The sequence below is a fragment of the Devosia sp. genome (assembly GCF_036563435.1).
In the GTDB taxonomy this organism is placed as follows: domain Bacteria; phylum Pseudomonadota; class Alphaproteobacteria; order Rhizobiales; family Devosiaceae; genus Devosia.
The window spans coordinates 11,828-32,941 of the sequence record NZ_DATCMJ010000003.1; the positions used below are offsets into that span (position 1 = coordinate 11,828).

Sequence of the window (21,114 nt, forward strand, 5' to 3'; positions counted from 1 at the left end):
GCGCGGCCGGAGAACATGTTGGTCATCAAGGGTCGAGGCTTACCAGCTCTTCTTGACGCTGATGGTTGCCGTGCGGCCTGCACCGTAGCCGCAGGAGGTGAGCGACTGACAGCCGGCGACATAGCTGGTGTCGAACAGGTTGGACACGTTGAGCGCGACGCTCCAGTCGTCCTTTTGGTAGCGCAGGCTGGCATCGAAGAGGGCAGCAGCCGGAACGCGGGTGGTGTTGGCTTCGTCCGCCCAGCTCTCGCCCTGGAAGCGCATGCCAGCTCCGATCGTCAAACCGTCCAGGCTGCCGTCGTGGAAGGTATAATCCACGCCCAGCGATGCGGTGAGGGTGGGGATGCGGGTGGGTGAGTTGCCCAGGGGCGTGGTGCCGGTGGCGCGAGTCACTTCGGCTTCCAGATAGGTGAGAGCGCCGCGGATGGTGAAGTCCTGGACGTTTACGAGTCCTTCGAGCTCGGCGCCCTTCATGTTGACCGTACCGACAGGACCCTGGCGCGCTGGATCGCCGGGCACGGGGTCAGGACCAATCACGTTGTTGCGGTTGATGTTGTAGACCGATGCGGTAATGAGGCCGTCCATGAAGGTCGGCTCATATTTGAGGCCCGCTTCCCACTGCTCGCCGCGTTCGCCGGCGAACGGAACGCCAGCCGCGTCGGACGAGAGCGTCGGGTTGAAGGATGTGGCGTAGCTCACATAGGGGGTGAGGCCATTGTCGAACTCGTAGCCGAGACCGATACGGCCGCTGAACACGCCCTCTTCACGGGTGGCGGTGGTGACGTTCTGCACCGAAGTCTGCGCGAAATCGTAGCGGCCGTTGAGCGTCAGCAGCCAGTCGTCGAACCGGATGATGTCCTGGGCATAGAGGCCCAGCTGCTGCATGTTGGTGATGGCACCCGGGGTGAGGGTGCTCGGGCTAAAGGGTGTGGTGTAGACCGGGTTGAGTACGTCGATGCTCGTGGCACCGGCAAAGAAGGTTGCCGCTTCATGGCGGTAGTTCTTGTAGTCCACGCCGAAGAGGAGCGTGTGGTCCACGGCACCCGTCGTGACTTCACCTTCGAGCTGGGTGTCGATCGTCAGGATGCCAGCCTTGGTGTGATGAGCCCAGCGATAGCGGCCCAGGCTTGTGCCGGTGAGCACACCATTGCTGTAGATCGCGTCTTCGTTGAGGTCGACGGCGGCATAGCGGGCATTCTGCCGTACCGTCCAGTTGCCATCGATCGCCTGTTCGAGCTCGTAGCCAACCGTGTATTGCTGGCGCTCGTAGACATCGATCGCCGGCTCTCCATAGTTGAAGTCGCGCGGAATGCGGACGCCCCCAGGGGCGTCGACAGCGGTACCGACGAAGGGCAGGAAGCCGGTCGCCGTGTGGTCGAGATTGACGTTCTGGTAGGTGCCATAGAGCGTAAGCGAGGTGTCCTCGCTCGGCGTCCAGGTGGCGCTGCCCTGGATCACGCCGCGCAGATCGCTGGCGCGCTTGGTCTCCCAGCCGCCGCCGGAAAGCTTGCCGGTGACGCGGTAGGACAGGTCGCCGTCGGCCAGAACGTCGCCGCCATCGACACCGACATAGGCGTTGCCGAAATTGTTGATGCCCGCTTCGGTGGTGAGGAAGCGCTCGCCAGTCGGACGCTTGCTGACATAGTTGACGAGGCCGCCCACATTGGCGCCACCGTAAAGCACGGAGGCAGGGCCCTTCAGCACCTCAATGCGTTCGAGCAGGTAGGGATCGACGAGGAAGGTGCCGAAGCCGGTCTGGTAGAGCGACAGATTGTCGAGGAACATGCCCGTCTGGTCGGCCTGGAAGCCGCGCACATAGAACCAGTCCGTGTCGGCATCGGCGCCATAGGTCTGCGTGGTGACACCGGCAGAATAGCGCAGGGCAGCATCGGCCTTGGGGCCGGGGCTGTTGTCGATCTGCTTGCGATCTACCACCGAAATCGACTGCGGCACCTGTGTGATGGCGACCGGCAGCTTCGAGCCTGCCGTGGTGCTGACCGCCGCTGCCGGTTGGCCGGTACCATCGGCTTCAACCACGATCTCGCCGAGCGCGATCGGCTGGTTTTGTGCCATGGCCTGGTTGCCGAGCGCCGTAGTGAGAAGAAGGAAGGGGAGTAGCGCGCGGGAGAGCGTCGTCTGCATGGGTTTTTCCTGAGCCCCGTGGCCGCCGTGCTGCCACAGATGTGTTCCAACAAAGGTGAGCTAATAACTCACCTTTGTTCTCAGGGATTGTCGGACCTTGTGATCGGTTGAACGATCTTGCGGCAATTTCACAGCTGCTTGCTGCGAAGCCAGGCGGCCGGTGTCTGCCCGCTGGAGCGCTTGAACACGCGCGTCATATGCGCCTGATCGGCGAAACCTGCCGCATTGGCAATGGCGCTAAGGCTGGCGTTTTGTTCGATCAGGCGGTCTTTGACCCAATTGATGCGCGAGCGCATCTGCCACTGATGCGGCGTCAGCCCGGTGGAGGCCTTGAACGCCGCATTGAAGTACGAGGGCGAAAGGCCAACCAATGCGGCAAGATCCTGCAAGAGTACGGTTTCGCGGCAGTGATTGGCGAGAAACTGCGTCGCGAGGCGCAGTCGGCGCGGCGACAGCTGGCCGCGCGTCTCGCTGCGCGGCGGCGGCAGCTGGAAGAGTTCCACGAAGATCGCCGTCGCAAGGCTTTCACCATAGAGCTGGTGCAGCCCCGGCCCGGCGCAATCCGCGGCAAGCAGCGCGGCAAGAGCGGAGATGCGCTCGTTGCTGAACATCAGCCGCGGCGTTTCGGCGGCCCGTGGGTCCAGCGGCATGTTGAGGCGCGTGGCGAAGTGCTGGAGATCCAGATGAAGGTCGAGATGGCGAAGATGGACGTCTTCACCCACAAAGGACCAGGTCTTGACCCCCGGTGGGATATAGCTGAGCCGGCCTTGGCCCGTGCTTTCGTTGCGCGGGTCCAGTGTCAATTGGATGGAGCATGGCCTGGTTTCGTCGAGCACGACGAAGAGACGGGCATGGGGCGAGACGTACTCACCTCTGGCGCCCGAAGCCCCGGTCACCTCCCACACGTCGGCGAGCATGCCGCCCCAGCTGCGCCAGCTGGGCATGCCGTGGGGGAAAAAGCCCTCTACGGTGGATTGCATATTGGGGTGGAACATGGCGCGCTAAACTGGACTAACATTGTCAGTTTACCGCGACTGACTCACCCTGTCACGTATCCGTGGGCGAATGCATGCCATGCATCCAAGCTAAACCGCGATGCGGTCGCCTTGTGTCTCACCAGCGACGGCTTCCGCTGCCACTGCGAGAGCCTCGCCGACGGCGAACATCGTTGGACAGCTTAGGTCGAAGCCTTCGGCTGCCTCGGGCGCTGCTGAAACCGGACCGCGCCAGACCTGCTCACCGGCGCGGCTGACATCGCTGGCGATGATGGCTGGTGTGGCGGGGTCCATACCCTTGGCCAGTAACTCCGCGACAATGGAGGGCAGGGTCCGGCGGGCCATGTAGTAGACATTGGTGGTGGCCGGATCGGCGAGCGCGCGCCAGTCGAGGTTCTCTGGCAGCTTGCCCAGGCGCGAATGGCCGGTGACGAAACGCACCGATTGCGCACAATTGCGATGGGTAAGCGACACGCCGAGGCGGCTGGCGAGCGCCAGTGCGGCCGTTACGCCGGGCACGACCTCTACGCTAATACCATGCTGTTCGAGCATGGCGATCTCTTCGCCCGCGCGACCGAAGATCATCGGATCGCCAGACTTCAGCCGCACCACATGCTTGCCCTGGCGCGCCAGCGTCAACATGGTCCGGTTGATGTCGTCCTGCCTGCAGCTGTCGCGGCCCGCCCGTTTGCCGACCAGCATGCGCCTAGCTTCGCGGCGAGCCATTTCCAGCACCTCTGCCGAGACGAGGTCGTCGAACAGGATCACATCGGCGGACTGGAGCGCACGCACGGCCTTGATGGTCAGGAGGTCGGCGTCGCCCGGTCCGGCGCCCACCAGGGTAACCCGCCCGCCTGTGGAGGTGGTGGCGAACCGCTCGACCTGTGCATCGTCAGCGGTGGGCGGCAACTGACCAAAGGCGCGTTCGGCTACCCCTTCCCAGAAAGCCCGCCGCTTGGGGCCCGCAGGAAGGAGGTCCATCACGCGCGGCCGGATCGCGGCGGCAAAGCGCGCCCATTTGCCAAGGGTGCGGGGCAAGGTGGTTTCGATGCGGCGGCGTACCGCCTGGCCGAGGATCGGTGCCGCACCCGCCGTTGAAATCCCCACCACCAGGGGCGAGCGGTTGACGATGGATCCGAACTGCACCTGACAGAACTGCGGCTTGTCGATGACATTGTAGGGCACGCCCGCCGCCTTGGCTGCCGTCACGAAAGTGACGGCGTCGGCCTCGTCTTCGATGTCCGCCACCGCAAAGGCCGCGCCGGTCAGGTCGGCATCTGACCAGTCACGGTCGAGGAGAGTGACCCTGCCGGCGAGGTGTTCCAGTTCGGTGCAGCGCTCGTGACGCGGCGCAAAGACATGGACCTCTGCCCCGGCGGCGACCAGGAGTTCGATCTTCCAGCATGCCGCTTCCGATCCGCCGATGGCGAGGGCACGCTTGCCGCGCAGGTCGAGGAACACTGGCAGCACGGCCAGTTCGGCCATGCGCTCGGGCGGGCGCGTGGCGGGGAGCGCTTGCAGGGCAGGGTTCGACTGGCTCACTTGAGCACCTCCTGAAACGAAAAAGCCGCCAATCGCTATCCTGGCCTGACGACCCGGTGACGATTGGCGGCTTTGCCATGGCGCCCGTCGCTGGACGCCTCTCCCGTTCACTCCTGCATAAGTCGTGCCAGCGGCAAGATCGCTGATCTTAGGGGCTTCAGCAGGCCTCGGTGCTGACGACGGTGGTCTCTTTGCGCAAAAGCCGAACCTTCTGCCTAAGTCTGAGGCAGTTGCGCCTGCTGCTCCAGATAGGTTTGGATGTCGGTCGGATCGAAGATCTGGCCGTCAAAGAAGCGGTCGGGAAGCATCGGGATGGCGCCGAGGCTGCCGGGGATCGCCTGTTCTTTTGCCCTAGCCCCTTCGACCTTGCTGTCGGTGAGCGGCAAGCTGACGCCGAGTGGCGCGAGCGCTCGACGGAAGAGGTCGGGGCGGAAGCTGGCTTGGGCAATGGCGGCCGCGGCGTCGCTGGGGACCACATCGCACCAGCGCACCATCTGCGTGTAGTACCAGAGGGCGTGGCTGCGCCAAGGGAGGTTGGCCGCGCTGGCATGGGGAATGAAGAAACCGGGCACCGTTTCGACCCGACCGGCACCCACATCCAGCATGCCGCTCAAGGCCCGGTGGACGAGATTCTCGTCTTGGTCGAGATAGGCCGAGCCAGCCATGATCCGCGCTGCCTGGCCATGATTGGCTGGATCGGCGCACCAGAGCCCCGCTCGGTAGATGGCCCGGACCACGGCATCGACCAGATCGGGATGCTGCTCGGCCCAGTCCGTGCGCATGCCGATCACCTTGTCCGGGCTCGACTGCCAGATCGACGCCTTGACCGTGACGATATGGGCGCTCTTGTGCGCCACGCCGACGCTGTTCCAGGGTTCGCCGACGCAGTAGCCGTCAATGCTGACGGCGCCCAACGCGTCAGGCAAGAGTGGCGGCGGCAGGACCACGATCTCGATGTCGCGACCGGGTTGTATGCCGCTGGCGGCGAGCCAGTAGCGCAGTTCGTAATTGTGCGACGATGTCTGGTGTACCACGCCGAAGCGCAGCTTGCGCTTCGTTGCGGCCACGACTTTGGCCAAGGCCTGACCCGCCGGCCCTGCTGCGAGATCGCCCGGAGCGCCCTGCTCCTGCATAGACTTCCACACAGCGGCGCTGACGGTCACGCCGTTGTTGCCGAGGCCAAGGACGACGGGCGCGATCATCGGCGTGGCAATGGGGGTGAGTCCGAGATTGGCCGCAATGGGCATGGGCGCCAGCATCTGCGCGATCTCGAAATGACCCAGGGCGGCCCGGTCGCGAATGTTGGCCCAGCTGGTTTCGCGCACCAGCTGCAGCTCCAGCCCTTCGGCTTCGGCAAAGCCGCATTCCTGCGCCAGCACCAGGAGGGCGCTGTCGAAGAGAGGGAGGAAGCCGGCAGTGAGGCGGGTGGTGAACATGGCTTTCTATCCCAGCAGGTCGGCAGCGGTGATGAGGCTTTGGGCGATCTCCACCAGCTTGCGGTTCTGGTTCATCGCTGTTGAGCGCAGGAGGCCATAGGCCTCCGCTTCGCTGATGCCGCGTGTCTTCATCAAAATGCCCTTGGCCCGGTCGATCAGCTTGCGGTCTTCCAGCTCGCTCCGCACCTCGGCCAGTTCCTGCCGTAGCTTGGAAAAGGCATTGAAGCGGGAAATGGCCATGTCGAGGATAGGCTTGATCCGCTCCTTGCGCAGCCCGTCCACCACATAGGCCGAAACGCCTGCTTCCACCGACTTCTCGATCATGGCGCCGTCGGAGCGGTCGACGAACATGGCAATCGGCCGCTGCACGGCACGGGACAGGGAAAAGAAATGTTCCAGCGTGTCGCGCTGCGGGTTTTCGAGATCGATGACGATCACGTCCGGGTCGCTGCTCTGGATGGCGCGGGCCACCTGGTTGACCTCGTGTAGCACCGTCACCCGGCTGTGCCCGGCCTCGCGCAATCCATCCTCGATGATGGAGGCGCGGATACGGTTTTCGTCGATGATCAGGATCGATAGTTCTGCAGCGCTCATCGGGAGGAGTTACTCACGCGGCGTCCGCCCGGACAAGCGCGCAGGATGCATGGTTGCCCGGCATTAGCGCACCACCAGGAGGACCAGGAGCACGAAAACGGCGCAAAGGAGCACAAGGCTCGTGGTCTGCCAGAAGCGCAGGCGCTGGCTGGGCGGGCTTGCCGGCTTGCCTGGCATGCCGCTCTGGCTCGCAGGATGGGCCAGGTCGTAGAGGAATTCCGAGACCTCGCCATAGCGCTGCCGCGGGTCGAGCGTGACGGCGCGCTCGATGGCTGCCTCAGTCCAGGGCGGCACGCCCTCAGGCGGCGAGAACTGGAGGCGCGCGATATCGCGCTGGCTCTGGATGCGGCTGGCGCGATCGCCATAGGGCAGGCGCCCGCTCAGCATCTGATAGGTGATGACACCGAGCGAAAAGAGGTCCGACTGGATGGTCCCTCGCTCGCCCAGCAGGCATTCGGGCGCGGTATATTGCAAGGTGCCAGGCCATACGCCAGCGGGATCGGCATCCTCCAGTTCGACAATGCCGCCGACGCTGGCCGAGCCATAGTCGATGATGGTGACGCGGCCTTCGCGGCTCACCAGGATATTGTCAGGGCGAAGATCCTGGTGGATCACCGACCGGCGATGGAGCGCCGTCAGACCTTTTCCGATCTGGTCGACAATGGTGCGCACCTCCCCGAGGCTGGGGTGGGGATGGCGCCGCAGCCACTCGGTCAGTGTTTCGCCTGCGACGTAGTCGGTCAGGTGATAAAGCGCCGTCAGTGGCACCGGGCGTTGGACAGGCTTGAGCAGGTGCGGGCTGTCGACCTGGGCGGCTACCCAGTTCTCCAGCAGAAACTGGCGCAAGGCGGTGGTGTCGCCACCCTCGTCCATGACCGGTGCCTTCAGGACCAGCTGCCGGCCCGTGGTTGGCTCCTCGACCAGGTAGACGCAGCTGCGCGCATTGCCATGCAGCTGCCGGACGACGCGGAGACCGTCGATGACGTCGTGCTCCCGCAACGGGCGCAGGAGTGGCACGTCGGGCGGGGTTTCCAGATGCTCTGCAAGGCCACCGCTGGGCAGCGCGTCGACGCGCAGGATCTGGATGGTGAGGTTGTCGTCGCTCCCGTGTTCCACTGCGAGGGCCGCGATGTCGCTGGCGGCCTGATCGAGATTGGTGCTGCTTCGGGTAATGATCTGGGCCATTGTGAGCCCGTCGACGAAGCCGTGTATGCCGTCGGTGGTCAGGACAAAGATGTCCCCGACCGCCAGCGGCTTGCGGAGATAGTCGATCTCCACATGCCGGCGGATGCCCAGGGCCCGCGCCAGCAAGGCATCCCCTTTCCTGCCACCGCTGCGATGATCTTCCGTCAAAGGCTCGATGCTCGGGCCCGCAAGGCGGCTGATCCGGGAGTCTCCGATATGAAGGATATGGGCGGAGCGAGACTTGAGGATCAGCGCGCTCAAGGTGCAGACATAGCCGCGGTCCGGATCATCGGGATGGCTGCCGCCTTGACCCTGCGCAAAGAGCCAGCTGTTGGTGGCGGCGATCACCCTTTGCGCGGCGGTGCGAACCGGCCAGCTGTCGGGGGTGGAAAAGTAGTCGGTCAGGAGGGACTTGACCGCCGTTTCTGCCGCAATGGCGCTGACGGCGCTGGTGGAAATGCCGTCGGCAACGGCCGCCACCAGCCCCTTCATGCCCAGAAGCGGCGGCTCGGGAATGAGCGCGCCGTGAAAATCCTGGTTGCTGGCCTTGCGGCCACGGCTCGAATAGTGGCCGATCGATACGGTCAACGTGTCGATGATGCAGTCCCCGAAGTGGGAGGCCCGTCGGGGCGGGCCTCCGAAGTTTTATTCGGCCGGTGCCATGCGGATCGCCGCGGCAGGCTGGCGCTTGGCGCCAGTGCGGGCATGGGTGGCGTAGAGGGCCAGACCCACAAAGGCGAGGCCGCCGACGAGATTGCCGACCACGGTGGGAATTTCGTTCCAGATCAGGTAGTCCCAGATCGAGAACTGGCCGCCCAGCATGATGCCCGAGGGGAACAGGAACATGTTCACGATGGAATGCTCGAAGCCCATGTAGAAGAACAGCATGATCGGCATCCACATGCCGATGACCTTGCCCGAGACCGAGGTGGACATCATGGCGGCGACCACGCCGGTGGAGACCATCCAGTTGCAGAGCACGCCGCGGATAAAGAGGGTGAGCATGCCGGCGGCGCCGTGCTCGGCATAGCCGACGGTGCGGCCCTCACCGATATGGCCGATCGCCTGGCCCACGGCATTGGGCGCCTCGGTGAAGCCGAAGGTGAAGATGATGGCCATCATTACCGCAACGATGAAGGCACCGCCGAAATTGCCGGCAAAGACCAGCCCCCAGTTGCGCAGCACGCCCTGGAGCGTCACGCCCGGGCGCTTGTCGATCAGTGCCAGCGGTACCAGCGTCATCACGCCGGTCAGGAGGTCGAAGCCCATGAGGTAGAGAAGGCAGAAGCCGACCGGGAACAGGATGGCGCCGGCTAGCGGCTGCCCAGTCTGGACGTTGATGGTGATGGCAAAGGCGGCGGCGAGCGCCAGGATGGCGCCGGCCATGAAGGCCCGGATCAGCGTGTCACGCGTCGACATGAACACCTTGGCCTCGCCCGCATCGATCATGCGGGTCACAAATTCTGTTGGCACGACGTAAGACATTGCCTGGTCTCCCCTGTGGCGAATGATTGGAGTGATCGGAGTGCCGCTACTCGGCGGCCACCTGCACCGCTTCGGGTGCGATGAAGATGCGCCCGTCCACGACCTGGACGGTATAGGTGCGGACCTGCCCCTCGTCGGCACCCAGCGCCCTGCCGCTGGCGAGGTCAAAGACCCAGTTGTGCAGCGGGCAGGTTACGGACGAGCCGTGGACGATGCCCTCGCTCAAGGGGCCGTTGCGGTGGGGGCAGCGGTTCTCGATGGCATAGATGGCGTCGTCCTGGGTGCGGAACACGGCGATCTTGCCCTCGGGCGTGGAAACGCAGCGCGAACCGCGGCGTGGGATGGCGCTGACACTGCCGATTTCGATCCATTCGCTCATGGTGTCTGATGCTCCCTATTCTGCTGCAACCGGCATGCCGAACTCGGCCAATGCCGCAAATTCATGCGCGTCCCGGCCGTTCACGCGCTCTTCCCAAGGGTCGATTTGGGCAAAGGTTTGCGAATAGACGAAGCGCTCGAAGTAGTGCCGGCGCTTGGCGATATCATCGACCACGTTGGCCTTGATCGAGGCGGTGCCGACGCGCTTGGCCCATTTGTAGATGCGTTCGAGATAGCGGCCCTGTTCGCGGTAGAGCTGGGTCAGCGCCACGATGATCTCGAGTGCCTCGTCCTCGGTGTCGGCATGGCACAGCAGTTCCGTGCCCTTGATCTCGAGGCCTGCCGCGCCGGCAAAGTGGATGTCGTAGCCAGAGTCGACGCAGATGACGCCGATGTCCTTGCAGGTGGCCTCCGAGCAGTTGCGCGGGCAGCCGGAGACGGCGAGCTTGAGCTTTGCCGGGGTCCAGGCGCCCCACATGAACTTCTCGATGCGAATGCCGAGCCCGGTGGAGTCCTGGGTGCCGAAGCGGCACCAGTCCGAGCCGACGCAGGTCTTGACCGTGCGCAGACCCTTGGCATAGGCGGCACCTGACACCATGCCGGAGGCGTTGAGGTCGGCCCAGACGCCGGGCAGGTCCTCCTTCTTGACTCCCAGGAGGTCGATGCGCTGTCCGCCCGTGACCTTGACCGCGGGAATGGCGAACTTGTCGGCGACATCGGCAATGGCGCGCAGTTCCCTGGGGCTGGTCATGCCGCCCCACATGCGCGGCACCACCGAATAGGTGCCGTCCTTCTGGATATTGGCGTGCACGCGTTCGTTGATGAAGCGGGACTGGCCGTCGTCCTCGTATTCGCCGGGCCAGTCGGCCACGAGATAGTAGTTGAGCGCAGGACGGCACTTGGCACAGCCGCAGCTGGTCTTCCACTCCAACTCCTGCATGACGGCGGGGATAGACTTGAGCGACTTGGCAACGATCAGGCGGCGTACGTCGTCATGGCCCAGCTCGGTGCAGGCGCACATGGGCTGGACCGAGGCGGGGTTATAGCTGTCGCCGAGGGTGACCTGCAGCAGTTGCTCCACCAGATGGGTGCACGAGCCGCAGGAGGCAGAAGCCTTGGTGTGAGCGCGGACACCATCCAGGGTCGTCAGGCCCTTGCCGGTGATAGCGCCAGTGATCTTGCCCTTGCAGACGCCATTGCAGCCACAGATCTCGGCCTCGTCGGGCAAGGCTGCGACGGCTGCGGTGGGGTCCAACGGGCTGCCGCCCTGGTAGGCTTGCCCAAAGATCAGCGTGTCGCGCAGCTCGCGTGTGTCGGTGCCGCGCTTGAGCATGTCGAAATACCAGGGACCGTCGCTGGTCTCGCCGTAGAGCACGGCGCCGACGATGCGGTGGTCCTTGAGCACGAGGCGCTTGTAGACCCCTGCCGTGGCGTCGCGCAGCACGATCTCTTCGCGGTCTTCGGCTTCGGCGAAGTCGCCTGCGGAGAAGAGATCGATGCCGGTGACCTTGAGCTTGGTGGAGGTGACGGAGCCGGCATAGGCGGCACTTTCGCCGACCAGGGTCTTGGCCAGCACGGCGCCCATTTCATAGAGCGGCGCGACGAGGCCATAGCATGTGCCGCGATGCTCGACGCATTCGCCCAGGGCGAAAATGGCCGGATCGTCCGTCCGCATCTGGTCATCGACGACAATGCCGCGGTTGACGGCGAGCCCCGCGGCTTTGGCGAGGCCGGACGACGGGCGGATGCCGACCGCCATGACGACCATGTCGCAGGCAATCTCGGTGCCATCCTCGAGCCGCACGCCTTCGACCTTGTCGGTGCCGAGCACCGTCTTGGTGTTGGCCTTGGTGATCACGCGAATACCGCGGTCGGTGAAAGCCTTTTCCAGGAGATATCCGGCTGCCGGATCGAGCTGGCGCTCCATCAGGGTGGGCGAGAGGTGGAGGACGGTGACGTCCATGCCCTGCATCTTGAGCCCGGCTGCGGCTTCGAGCCCCAGCAGACCGCCGCCGATGACGACGACCTTGGCGGACTTGCCCAGGGCCAGCATCTTGTCGACGTCGTCGAGGTCGCGATAGGTGACGACCCCTGGCAGCTGGTGACCGGGAATGGGTGGGATGAATGGCGAAGACCCGGTGGCGATGACCAGCTTGTCGTAAGGAGCGACGATGCCGTTGCTGGAAATGACCTGCCTGGTATCGCGGTCGATCAGCGTCACGGGTGCCGACTTGTGCAGCGTCACGCCATGCTGGGCGTACCATGCGTCGTCATGGGTGATGATCTGTTCGTAAGTCTTTTCGCCCGACAGCACGGGCGACAGCATCAGCCGATTGTAGTTCACCCGGGGTTCGGCATTGAAGATGGTGACGTCGAACCGCTCCGGTGCCGCCTCGAACAGCAGCTCCAGCATGCGTCCCGGCGCCATGCCGTTGCCGATGATGACAAGTTTCTCGCTCATGTCGTCTCCGCCAAAAGAAAAGCCGCCAACCGTTTTCCGTCCCAGCGAAGCCAGTGACGTGAACAGTTGGCGGCTATGCCTGTGGACGCCCCGCATTGGACGCCGTGTGCACGTCCTCAGACGGTGCAGAGACGATAATGCAGGGATCGTGCCAAACTGGCGCTGAGCGAGAAGCGCGTTTCAGAACAAGGAATTAACGAGAAGGACATGCGGGCAGTTCCGACCTGCCGAACTGATGCTGGCGCCGATTCAGACGGCGTGTTGCGTAAAAAAGCGCCATTGGCACAGTGCTGGCGCTTTTTCGTTCGTCTCAGGTCGAGGCGGACGTCTCGACCAGTGCACAGTCCAGCATGGCCTCCTCCCAGACGATCTCGACCGTCGAATGGGCGATGCCGTACTGGTCGCGCAGCACCTGCTTGACGCTCTGGCTGACGCGTTTCGGATTGGCCCCCGGCGCCAGCACGATCTCCAGCGTTGCCACGGGCTTGCCCGAGGTGATCGACCATACGTGCACGTGCTGCACGGCCTGGAGACCCGGGACCCTGCCAACAAGATCCTGACTCAGGTCGGCCACGACGACATTGCCGGGCGTGCCCTCCATGAGGATGTGAAGCGAGCTGCGCAACAGTGTCCAGGCACTGCGCAGGATCAGGAGGGATACCAGGATCGAAAGGATGGGGTCGATCGGCATCCACCCGGTCAGCCAGATGGTCACCGCGGCGGCGATAGCGGCCACGGAACCCAGGAGATCGCCGAGGACATGCACCATGGCGCCGCGAACGTTGACATGGCCCTTGTCGCCGCGCGAGAGCACCAGGAACACCGTGAAGTTCACCAGAAGGCCCAGCACGGCGACGATCATCATGGGGCCTGCCAGCACCTCATGCGGCGCCATGAAGCGCGCAATGGCTTCGAAGATGATCCAGGCGCAGAGGGCAAACAGCGTCAAGGCGTTGACCAGGCCCGCCAGCACCTCGGCCCGCATATAGCCAAAGGTGCGCCTGCCGTCCGAAGCGCGGCGGCCGAAGCGGAATGCGGCCCAGGCCAGCAGCAAGGCAGCCGCGTCGGTCAGCATGTGTCCGGCATCGGCGATCAGCGCCAGCGAACCGGACAGCCAGCCGGCGACGACTTCGGCGACCATGAAGCCAGCGGTCAGCAAGAAGCCGATCAGCACCACGCGCTCGTTGCCGGCGCTCACGGTGGGTGCATGGCTATGGCCTGCATGGTCGTGACCGGCATGGCCATGATCATGATCGTGATGATGGTGGCCTTCGCCGCTCCGGTGATCGTGCATCACTGCAAGCTCCTTGTTCGGTGCATAGTGTATTCGAGTCGGGGCTTGCTGGGGTCATTGGATAGGGCGTTTCGGTCTACGGCGCCAGAGGCTGGTCCTCGGCCGCACAGCGTGCCAAGCTGGCGCAAACTGGAGCATTGCCCATGAACTTTCGAGCATTGGTGACAGAGAGGGATACGTCGGGCGAGGTCACCTCGTCGGTGCAGGAGCTCGACGACAACAGGCTTCCTCAAGGCGAAGTCACGGTGCAGGTGGAGTGGGCCGGGCTCAACTACAAGGACGGGCTCTGCCTTACGGGCGCGGGCGGGCTGGTGCGGACCTATCCCCATGTTGCCGGCATCGACTTTGCCGGTACAGTCTCGGAGAGCGCCGACAGCCGCTACGGCGCGGGCGACAAGGTGATCCTGACGGGGTGGCGGGTCGGCGAGACGCATTGGGGCGGCTATAGCGAAAAGGCGCGGGTCGACCCCGAGTGGCTGGTGCCCCTTCCCGATGGGCTGGGCACCCGCGACGCGATGGTGATCGGCACGGCCGGCTTGACGGCGATGCTGGCGATCGAGCGCCTCGAACGGGCAGGGCTGCGGCCCGAGAGCGGTCCCGTCCTGGTAACCGGGGCTGCAGGCGGAGTTGGCTCCATCGCCATCATGCTACTGGCCAAGCTGGGCTACGAGGCCGTGGCGCTTTCCGGCCGCACAGAGCATGCTGCGGCGCTCACCGGGCTTGGCGCCGCAAGCATACTGGAGCGCGACGCCTTTCTCGCCAAACCCGACAAGGTGCTGGAATCGGCGCGCTATGCGGGCGCCATCGACAATGTCGGCGGCAGGGTGCTGGGGAAGCTCCTCAAGCAGATCAAGTATGATGGTCATGTTGCAAGCATCGGCAATGCTGGTGGGATCGAACTGGAGACCACTGTACTGCCGTTCATCCTGCGGGGGATAAGTCTGCTGGGCATCGACAGCGTGATGCAGCCCTATGCAGCACGGGTCCGGGCATGGGAGCGAATTGCCCGGATCTTTGACTTTGGCGGCTATGCCAAGCTGGTGCGCGAAGTGGAGCTGGACGAATTGCCCGCTGCTGCCGGGGAGATACTGGCCGGGCGGGTGAACGGGCGCACGCTGGTGCGGGTCGGTTGAGCAAGCTCTTTCACCGGTACCCTGCCGCCTGCAGTTCGAAGAGTTCGGCGTAGCGGCCGCGCTGGGCCAGGAGCTCTTCGTGGGAGCCTGACTCGAGGATGGCGCCGTTCTCCAGCACCAGGATGCGATCGGCCATGCGGACGGTCGAGAAACGGTGCGAGATGATGACGGCGGTCTTGCCCGAAGCAAGGCTCTTGAAGCGGGAGAACACCTCGGCTTCTGCCTTGGCATCAAGCGCAGCCGTGGGCTCGTCGAGGATGATGAGGTCGGCATCGCGCATATAGGCGCGGGCTATCGCCACCTTCTGCCATTCGCCGCCTGAAAGGTCGCGCCCCTTCTTGAAGAGGCGCCCCAGCTGCTGCTCGTAGCCCTGGGGCAGCTTGGCAATCACCGCATCGGCCAGGCTCCTTTCAGCGGCGTTCTCGATGCGCGCCATGTCGTTCTGATCGGCGATGCGGCCAACGCCGATATTCTCCCGCGCCGAGAGGCTATAGCGGATGAAATCCTGAAAGATCACGCCGATATGGGCGTGAATGTCGGCAACGGCCAGATCCTTGAGGTCGATGCCGTCGATGGTGATGCGGCCCTCGTCCGGGTCGTAGAGCCGGGTCAGGAGTTTGACGATGGTCGTCTTGCCGGCGCCGTTCTCGCCCACCAGCGCCAGCGTCTCGCCCGCATTGAGGGTAAAGCTCAGATGCCGGATGGCCCACCCATCGGTATCGGGATAGCGGAAGCCGACATTTTCGAAGCGGATGCCGTGCCTGATGGGCTGCGGGAAGGGCTTGGGCGTGAGCGGCGAGAGGATGGTGGGTTCGATCTCGAAGAAGCTGAACAGGTCGTCGAGATACATCGACTGCCCGGCGATCTGGGTGAAGCCGAGCAGGATCTTCTGGAACAGGCCGTTGAGGCGAAGAAACGAGCCGGACAGAAAGGCGAGGTCGCCGATGGTGAAGTCGCCGATGATGGTGCGCCAGACGATGAAGCCATAGGCGCCGTAATAGGTCAGCGTCGAAATCGAGGAGAACACGGCGCCCCAGGCGGCGCGCTGCGTGGAAAGGCTGCGGTTCTCCAGATAGATGGTATGCGCCAATTGCTTGAAGCGGCCGATCAGGAATTCGCCCAGGCCGAACAGTTTGAGTTCTTTGGCCGTTTCGGCGCTGGCACCGATATAGCGGATATATTCAAGCTCCCGCCGTTCCGGCGTACGCCAGCGGCTCATGGAATAGGCGAGGGTGTTGAAGCGCGTTTCGCCCCAGATCGCCGGAACGAAGCTCAGCGGCAGCAGGAGGATCAGCCACGGCGCATAGGCGAAGAGCCCGGCAGCCAGAGTCAGCACGGTGATCACGTCCTGCGCCTGGCCGAACATCTGGCTGAGGAGGGCGTTGCGCCCCGAGGCTTGGCGCCGCGCCCGCTCCAGCCGATCCTGATACTCGGCAGATTCGAAATGCATGAGATCTAGCCGGGCGGCATGCGCCATCAGTTCGACGCTGACGGTATTGGAGTGGAGCTCCGAAAGAACGGCATCCACGAGGCCTGTGGCGCGCACCAAGAGGTCGGACAGTACTACCAGCGCCAGTTCGATCAGCAGCAGCGTAGTCACGGTCGAGAGCGCACCGCTGCTCCACCAGTCGACGAAGCTCGGTCCGGGCGAGGGCAGGGTGGTCAGGCGCACCACTTCGTCCACGATCAGTTTGCCGACATAGAGCATGGCCAGCGGCTGCAGCGAGGATACCAACCTGAGGCCGATGCTGGCGGCGGTCAGCGGCTTGCTGGTACGCCAGATCTGCGCCACCAGCCGGCCAAGGTGCCGGAGGTTGTCGAGGCGTTCGCGGAAGGTGGGGGCTTTGTCGGGAATGGGCGGGGGGCGGCGCCCGGGAAGGTCGGTCATGTTCGAAACGATAGCCTTGGGAAGGAGCGGGGGGAACTAAATTTGCGGCAATGTCGGCGAGAACCAAGGCGGATGACGTGGAGAAATTGTTGTGACCTTTGTCTGCCGAAGGCCTTCCCAGGCGTTGTCATGGTGGAACGCAACAACAGGAGGAACAGATGCTCAACGCTCACGATTCCAGTGCCATAGTGGCCGTATCCGACATTGCCCGTGCCCGCGCCTTCTATGGCACTACGCTTGGGCTGGAGCAAAGCGGCGGTGAGGGAGACGTCCTGCAGTTCAGGACCGGAGCCACTTCGCTCGTGGTCTACCGCTCAGACTTCGCCGGCACCAACCAGGCCAATGCCGTCGTCTGGGGCGTGGGGGATGACATGGACGCCATTGTGGCCGACCTCCAGGGCAAGGGTGTGCGCTTCGAGCATTATGAGGGCATGGAGCGGCGCGGGGATATCCATGTCGCGGGCGCGTTCAAGATGGCCTGGTTCAAGGACCCGGACGGCAATATCCTGCACATCAACAACATGTAGCGCCCCTTACGGGCGCTCGCGCAGGAACCTGGCCAGGTCTTCGGTGATGTGGTGGACATGCGGTCCGGTCGCCCGGGCCATTTCCCAGGCGTCGATCTGCTCATGGACGAAATCGGCGCCAGCCACGACATGGACCGTCGACATGCCAAGCTCGTGCGGCACGACGAGGTTCTTTTCGAGATCGTCGAACATGACGGCCGCGGCAGGGTCGATGTTGTGGAGGGTCAGGAACCCTTCATATGCCTGGCGGAGCGGCTTGGGCACATAGGTCATCGCCCGGATGTCATGCACATGCTCGAACAGGTCGTCGCCACCCAGGCGCTTGAGCACCGAGCGGGCATGGCCGACGTCGCCATTGGTCAGGATGAACTTGCGTCCCGGCAGCGCGCGAATGGCATCGATCAGGTCGGGATGGGCATCGACTGGCGAATAGTCGATGGCATGGACGGTGTTCAGGAAATGGTCCGGATCGACCTTGTGCTGGTGCATCAGCCCGTTCAGCGTGGTGCCGAAGTCGCGATAATAGGTCTTCTGCAGGAGCCGGGCAGCTTCGAAATCGAGCTTGGTCAGATCCATCACGTAATTGGTGATGCGGATGTCGATCTGGGCAAAGAGGTTGCAGGTGCGCGGGTAGAGGGTGTTGTCGAGATCGAACACCCAATCGGTTATGTGGCTGAGGCTGTGGGGAGCAAGGGGCGACATCTGGTTCATAGTCGCCGCACTATAACGCAGATCGATGAAGGAGCGGATAAGATTTTGGGAGCGGCGCGGACGCCGCTCCCGGGAAGCTTATTCGGCAGCCGTGTTGGCTTCGACGGCGAGGCCCAGGGCGTCGATCAGGCCAGCCGGGTTGGCGGCGGCAGCCATCAGCACGAGGAGCGAGGTCGGCGAAGGCGGTGCGACGCGAACTTCGAGGCTCTGGGGATCGTCGAGGAAGGCTTCGACCGGCGGAATGACCAGGTCGTTGAGGGCCGGAATGCCCGAGCCGGCCAGCATCAAGGGCAACTGTGCCTTGAGGCCTTCCACGAAGGCGGCGCGGTCGGTGCCCGACTGCTCGGCGAAGAAATCGAGCAGCTTGCCGGTGATGGAGGCGTCGTCGAAGCGGATCGAGGTGCTGACGATGTTGACGCCCTGCATGATGGCCATGCCGCTCATCATCTGCGCCTGGGCCTGCTCTTCGCTCATCTCTCCGCCTTCGGCAGCGGCCATCTCGGCCTGCATGGCATAGAGCTGGTCGAGCACTTCGGGCGTCAGGCCGGTAAGGTCGGCAGTGATGTTGAGCGCGCCGACATCGTCGAAGTCGAACAGGAATTCGCTCATGTTCATGTGGCCATCGGCCATCGACCAGGAGAAGTCCTGCGTGATGTTGCCGGTGACGTTGGTGAGGCCCAGCGCTTCGATGGTGGCGCCGGCGGTCGGGTCCTCTTCCGAGACCGACGACAGATCCAGCGAGATGCCGGAAATGTTGAGGACCGAGCTCACTTCCTCGAGATCGGGCGTACCCTGCGAGGGGCTGAAGGTGGAGACGGCTTCCATGCTCTCGACCGAGAACACTTCCTCGCCATTGCGGGTGACGACCACCGGGCCGCTGCTCAGCGACTCGACGAGTTGCAGCGTCATGACGGCAGAAACGGTGTCGCCGGCCGGGATATAGAGGCCATCGGCGCGGATGGCGCTCGCGGTGACGTGGCCGACCGGATCGGGCGCGCTGGCGAATTCGGTGTCGATATCGGGGATGGTCAGCGACTCGGCGGTGTAGCTGCCGTCCTCGCCCTCGACAACGCCGGTAAAGGTCAGCTCGGTATCGAAGACCATGGGTTCGGGAGTGTCCTCGCCCATATTGGTGAAGCCGACGGTGACGCCGTCCACCGTGACGGTATCGCCATCCAGCGTTGCCTCGCCAAAGGTGAGATCATAGCCAAGCGAATTGTAGACTTCGGCTACGCGGTCCACGAAGGTCTGCGCATCGAGCGCCATGGCAGGCGTCATCAGCGCGACGGTCGCAGCGCTGCTCAGCAGCAACAGGCGGGCAGTCTGGTTGGTCCTCATCATCATCTCCGGCATTGTGGTGGGTTTTTGTTTTGTCGGGTGGGCGGAATTCTTGCGGGTGTTACCAACGCCCGCTACCGGGAGTTGGGTCCTTGATGTCTGAATTGCAATAGATTTTGGCTTTAAGGCGGCTTCTGGATTTATCGTGGTTTATCCCAGCATAACGTCCGTGACACGATTGTGACGCCATAGGGCTAGCCGCGCTCCTGATGCAGAAATTGCTGGTAGGCAGGATTGGCGGTTTCGTCCCAGTACGGGAAGCCGATTGCCTCGATATGGGCCAGGAAGTCCCCACGTGTTTGGGTGGGCACCTGGACGCCGACCAGGACGCGGCCATAGTCGGCGCCATGGTTGCGATAGTGGAAGAGCGAGATGTTCCAGCGATCGTTGAGCCCTTCGAGGAACTTGAGCAGCGCACCGGGGCGCTCGGGGAACTGGAAGCGGTAGACCACTTCGTCACCAAGATCGGCGACGCGTCCGCCCACCATGTGACGGACATGGAGCTTGGCCACTTCGTTGTCGGTGAGGTCAAGGACACCGAGCCCATGGGTTTCGAGCAGGGTGATGATCTCCTGCTTTTCCGCGTCGCCACGGCTGAGCTTGACGCCGACAAAGATCTTGGCCGTGCTGCCATGGGCGAAGCGGTAGTTGAACTCTGTGATGGAGCGTGGCCCCAGGAGCCGGATAAAGGCTCGGTAGGCGCCGGGGCGTTCCGGGATTTCGACGCTAAGGAGTGCCTCGGCCCGTTCGCCGATCTCCGCCCGCTCGGCGACATAGCGCAGGCGGTCGAAATTGACATTGGCGCCAGAATTGATGGCGATCAGGGCGCCTTCCGGTGCCGTACCGGCTTCAACCTGGCGGCGGAGGCCGGCCAGGGCCAGTGCACCGGCAGGTTCGGCAATGGCGCGCATGTCGTCGAAGATGTCCTTGATGGCGGCGCAGATCTCGTCGGCCGAGACGGTGACGATGTCGTCGAGGAGTTCGCGGCAGAGGCGGAAGGTTTCGTCGCCGACCTGGCGCACGGCCACGCCATCGGCAAAGAGGCCGACCTGGTCGAGCGCCACCGGATGGCCTGCCGCAATGGCGGCCTTCATGCTGGCTGCTTCTTCCGGTTCGACGCCAATGATGCGGATGTCGGGGCGGAGGAACTTGACGATGGCAGCAATGCCGGCGGCAAGGCCCCCGCCGCCGACGGGAACGTAGATAGCGCCGATCGTGCCGGGATGCTGGCGCAGCAATTCGAGCCCGATCGTGCCCTGGCCGGCAATCACGTCCGGATCGTCGAAGGGGTGGACGACGACATAGCCGTGCTTTTGCGCGAGCTCGGCGGCATGGGCGCGGGCGGCGTCGAAGCCGTCGCCGAAGAGGACGACTTCACCGCCCAGCCGCCGCACGGCGCCGATCTTGATGGCGGGCGTCGTGGTGGGCATGACGATCACCGCGCGGATGCCGAGCCGCGTCGCCGACAGCGCCACGCCCTGCGCATGGTTGCCGGCCGAGGCGCAGATGACGCCACGCCCACGTTCCTCGGCGCTGAGCTGGGCGATCCGGTTATGGGCGCCGCGGATCTTGAAGGAAAAGACCGGCTGCATGTCCTCGCGCTTGAGCAGGACCTCGGTGCCGAGGCGCGCCGACAGGAGGTTCATGGTCTCGAGCGGCGTCTGTTCGGCCACTTCATAGACCGACGAGGTGAGGATGCGGCGGACATAGTCCTGCATGGGCGGCACTCCTGTGTGCCGCTGATGGACCTCCCGAGACCGATTTTGTCAACAGGGCGTGCGCAAGCGCCGCCTCGGTTGCGGTTGTGAAAAGACGGCGGATCCCGAGACGGCTTTCGCCTCCTGAGATGATTTAGTGTGAGACGATTGCCGTCTCGGGACGTCCGGTTTTATGCCGGACACGGGACTCGCGGGATCTCCAACGCTCGCGGAGATACCGGCCCATGCCTCGACCCGCCCTGGCTGACGTTGCCATGCGCCCGGCCCACTCCCGCCACTGTCGCCTG

The 21,114-nt window shown here is 64.1% G+C and carries 16 protein-coding genes; 2 read left to right on the forward strand and 14 right to left on the reverse strand.

Going from position 1 to position 21,114, the window contains the following annotated elements; all coding sequences use genetic code 11:
• Nucleotides 1-39: 39 nt before the first annotated feature.
• From VIL88_RS02905 to VIL88_RS02950, 10 genes are all read right to left on the reverse strand, one after another.
• Complete coding sequence (locus tag VIL88_RS02905) at nucleotides 40-2,142, reverse strand: TonB-dependent siderophore receptor (protein ID WP_331985778.1); 2,103 nt, start codon at nucleotides 2,140-2,142, stop codon at nucleotides 40-42.
• Between the two features lie 128 nt (nucleotides 2,143-2,270).
• A complete protein-coding gene (locus VIL88_RS02910) occupies nucleotides 2,271-3,137 on the reverse strand; it encodes an AraC family transcriptional regulator (protein WP_331985780.1) in 867 nt (288 codons plus the stop codon).
• 90 nt (nucleotides 3,138-3,227) lie between these two features.
• Nucleotides 3,228-4,658 (reverse strand): siroheme synthase CysG, encoded by a 1,431-nt coding sequence (gene cysG, locus VIL88_RS02915; protein ID WP_414650103.1) that lies wholly within the window; start codon nucleotides 4,656-4,658, stop codon nucleotides 3,228-3,230.
• Nucleotides 4,659-4,894: 236 nt separating this feature from the next.
• Complete coding sequence (locus VIL88_RS02920; protein ID WP_331985782.1) at nucleotides 4,895-6,115, reverse strand: CmpA/NrtA family ABC transporter substrate-binding protein; 1,221 nt, start codon at nucleotides 6,113-6,115, stop codon at nucleotides 4,895-4,897.
• A gap of 6 nt (nucleotides 6,116-6,121) precedes the next feature.
• Nucleotides 6,122-6,709 (reverse strand): ANTAR domain-containing response regulator, encoded by a 588-nt coding sequence (locus VIL88_RS02925; protein WP_331985784.1) that lies wholly within the window; start codon nucleotides 6,707-6,709, stop codon nucleotides 6,122-6,124.
• 63 nt (nucleotides 6,710-6,772) lie between these two features.
• Nucleotides 6,773-8,482 carry a bifunctional protein-serine/threonine kinase/phosphatase gene (locus VIL88_RS02930; protein WP_331985786.1) on the reverse strand — a complete coding sequence of 570 codons (1,710 nt, stop codon included), beginning with the start codon at nucleotides 8,480-8,482 and terminating at the stop codon, nucleotides 6,773-6,775.
• Between the two features lie 57 nt (nucleotides 8,483-8,539).
• Nucleotides 8,540-9,379 (reverse strand): formate/nitrite transporter family protein, encoded by an 840-nt coding sequence (locus tag VIL88_RS02935; protein ID WP_331985788.1) that lies wholly within the window; start codon nucleotides 9,377-9,379, stop codon nucleotides 8,540-8,542.
• A 46-nt stretch (nucleotides 9,380-9,425) separates the two neighbouring features.
• Nucleotides 9,426-9,758 (reverse strand): nitrite reductase small subunit NirD, encoded by a 333-nt coding sequence (gene nirD, locus VIL88_RS02940; protein WP_331985790.1) that lies wholly within the window; start codon nucleotides 9,756-9,758, stop codon nucleotides 9,426-9,428.
• Between the two features lie 15 nt (nucleotides 9,759-9,773).
• Entirely contained in the window at nucleotides 9,774-12,218 is a 2,445-nt protein-coding gene (gene nirB / locus VIL88_RS02945) for a nitrite reductase large subunit NirB (protein WP_331985792.1), read from the reverse strand.
• Nucleotides 12,219-12,528: 310 nt separating this feature from the next.
• Nucleotides 12,529-13,512 (reverse strand): cation diffusion facilitator family transporter, encoded by a 984-nt coding sequence (locus VIL88_RS02950; RefSeq protein WP_331985808.1) that lies wholly within the window; start codon nucleotides 13,510-13,512, stop codon nucleotides 12,529-12,531.
• A gap of 143 nt (nucleotides 13,513-13,655) precedes the next feature.
• Between VIL88_RS02950 and VIL88_RS02955 the strand changes: the two genes are divergently transcribed.
• Nucleotides 13,656-14,645, forward strand: a complete 990-nt coding sequence (locus VIL88_RS02955; protein WP_331985794.1) for an acryloyl-CoA reductase — start codon at nucleotides 13,656-13,658, stop codon at nucleotides 14,643-14,645.
• Between the two features lie 10 nt (nucleotides 14,646-14,655).
• On the opposite strand, the gene VIL88_RS02960 is transcribed toward VIL88_RS02955, so the two are convergent.
• A complete protein-coding gene (locus VIL88_RS02960; protein WP_331985796.1) occupies nucleotides 14,656-16,533 on the reverse strand; it encodes an ABC transporter ATP-binding protein in 1,878 nt (625 codons plus the stop codon).
• A gap of 158 nt (nucleotides 16,534-16,691) precedes the next feature.
• Between VIL88_RS02960 and VIL88_RS02965 the strand changes: the two genes are divergently transcribed.
• Entirely contained in the window at nucleotides 16,692-17,060 is a 369-nt protein-coding gene (locus VIL88_RS02965) for a VOC family protein (protein ID WP_331985798.1), read from the forward strand.
• Nucleotides 17,061-17,066: 6 nt separating this feature from the next.
• On the opposite strand, the gene VIL88_RS02970 is transcribed toward VIL88_RS02965, so the two are convergent.
• The 3 genes from VIL88_RS02970 to ilvA form a co-directional block, all read right to left on the reverse strand.
• Nucleotides 17,067-17,771 (reverse strand): pyrimidine 5'-nucleotidase, encoded by a 705-nt coding sequence (locus tag VIL88_RS02970; protein WP_331985800.1) that lies wholly within the window; start codon nucleotides 17,769-17,771, stop codon nucleotides 17,067-17,069.
• A gap of 78 nt (nucleotides 17,772-17,849) precedes the next feature.
• Nucleotides 17,850-19,109, reverse strand: coding sequence for a hypothetical protein (locus VIL88_RS02975; protein ID WP_331985802.1), 1,260 nt, complete (start codon nucleotides 19,107-19,109; stop codon nucleotides 17,850-17,852).
• A 194-nt stretch (nucleotides 19,110-19,303) separates the two neighbouring features.
• A complete protein-coding gene (gene ilvA, locus VIL88_RS02980) occupies nucleotides 19,304-20,827 on the reverse strand; it encodes a threonine ammonia-lyase, biosynthetic (protein WP_331985804.1) in 1,524 nt (507 codons plus the stop codon).
• Between the last annotated feature and the right edge of the window lie 287 nt (nucleotides 20,828-21,114).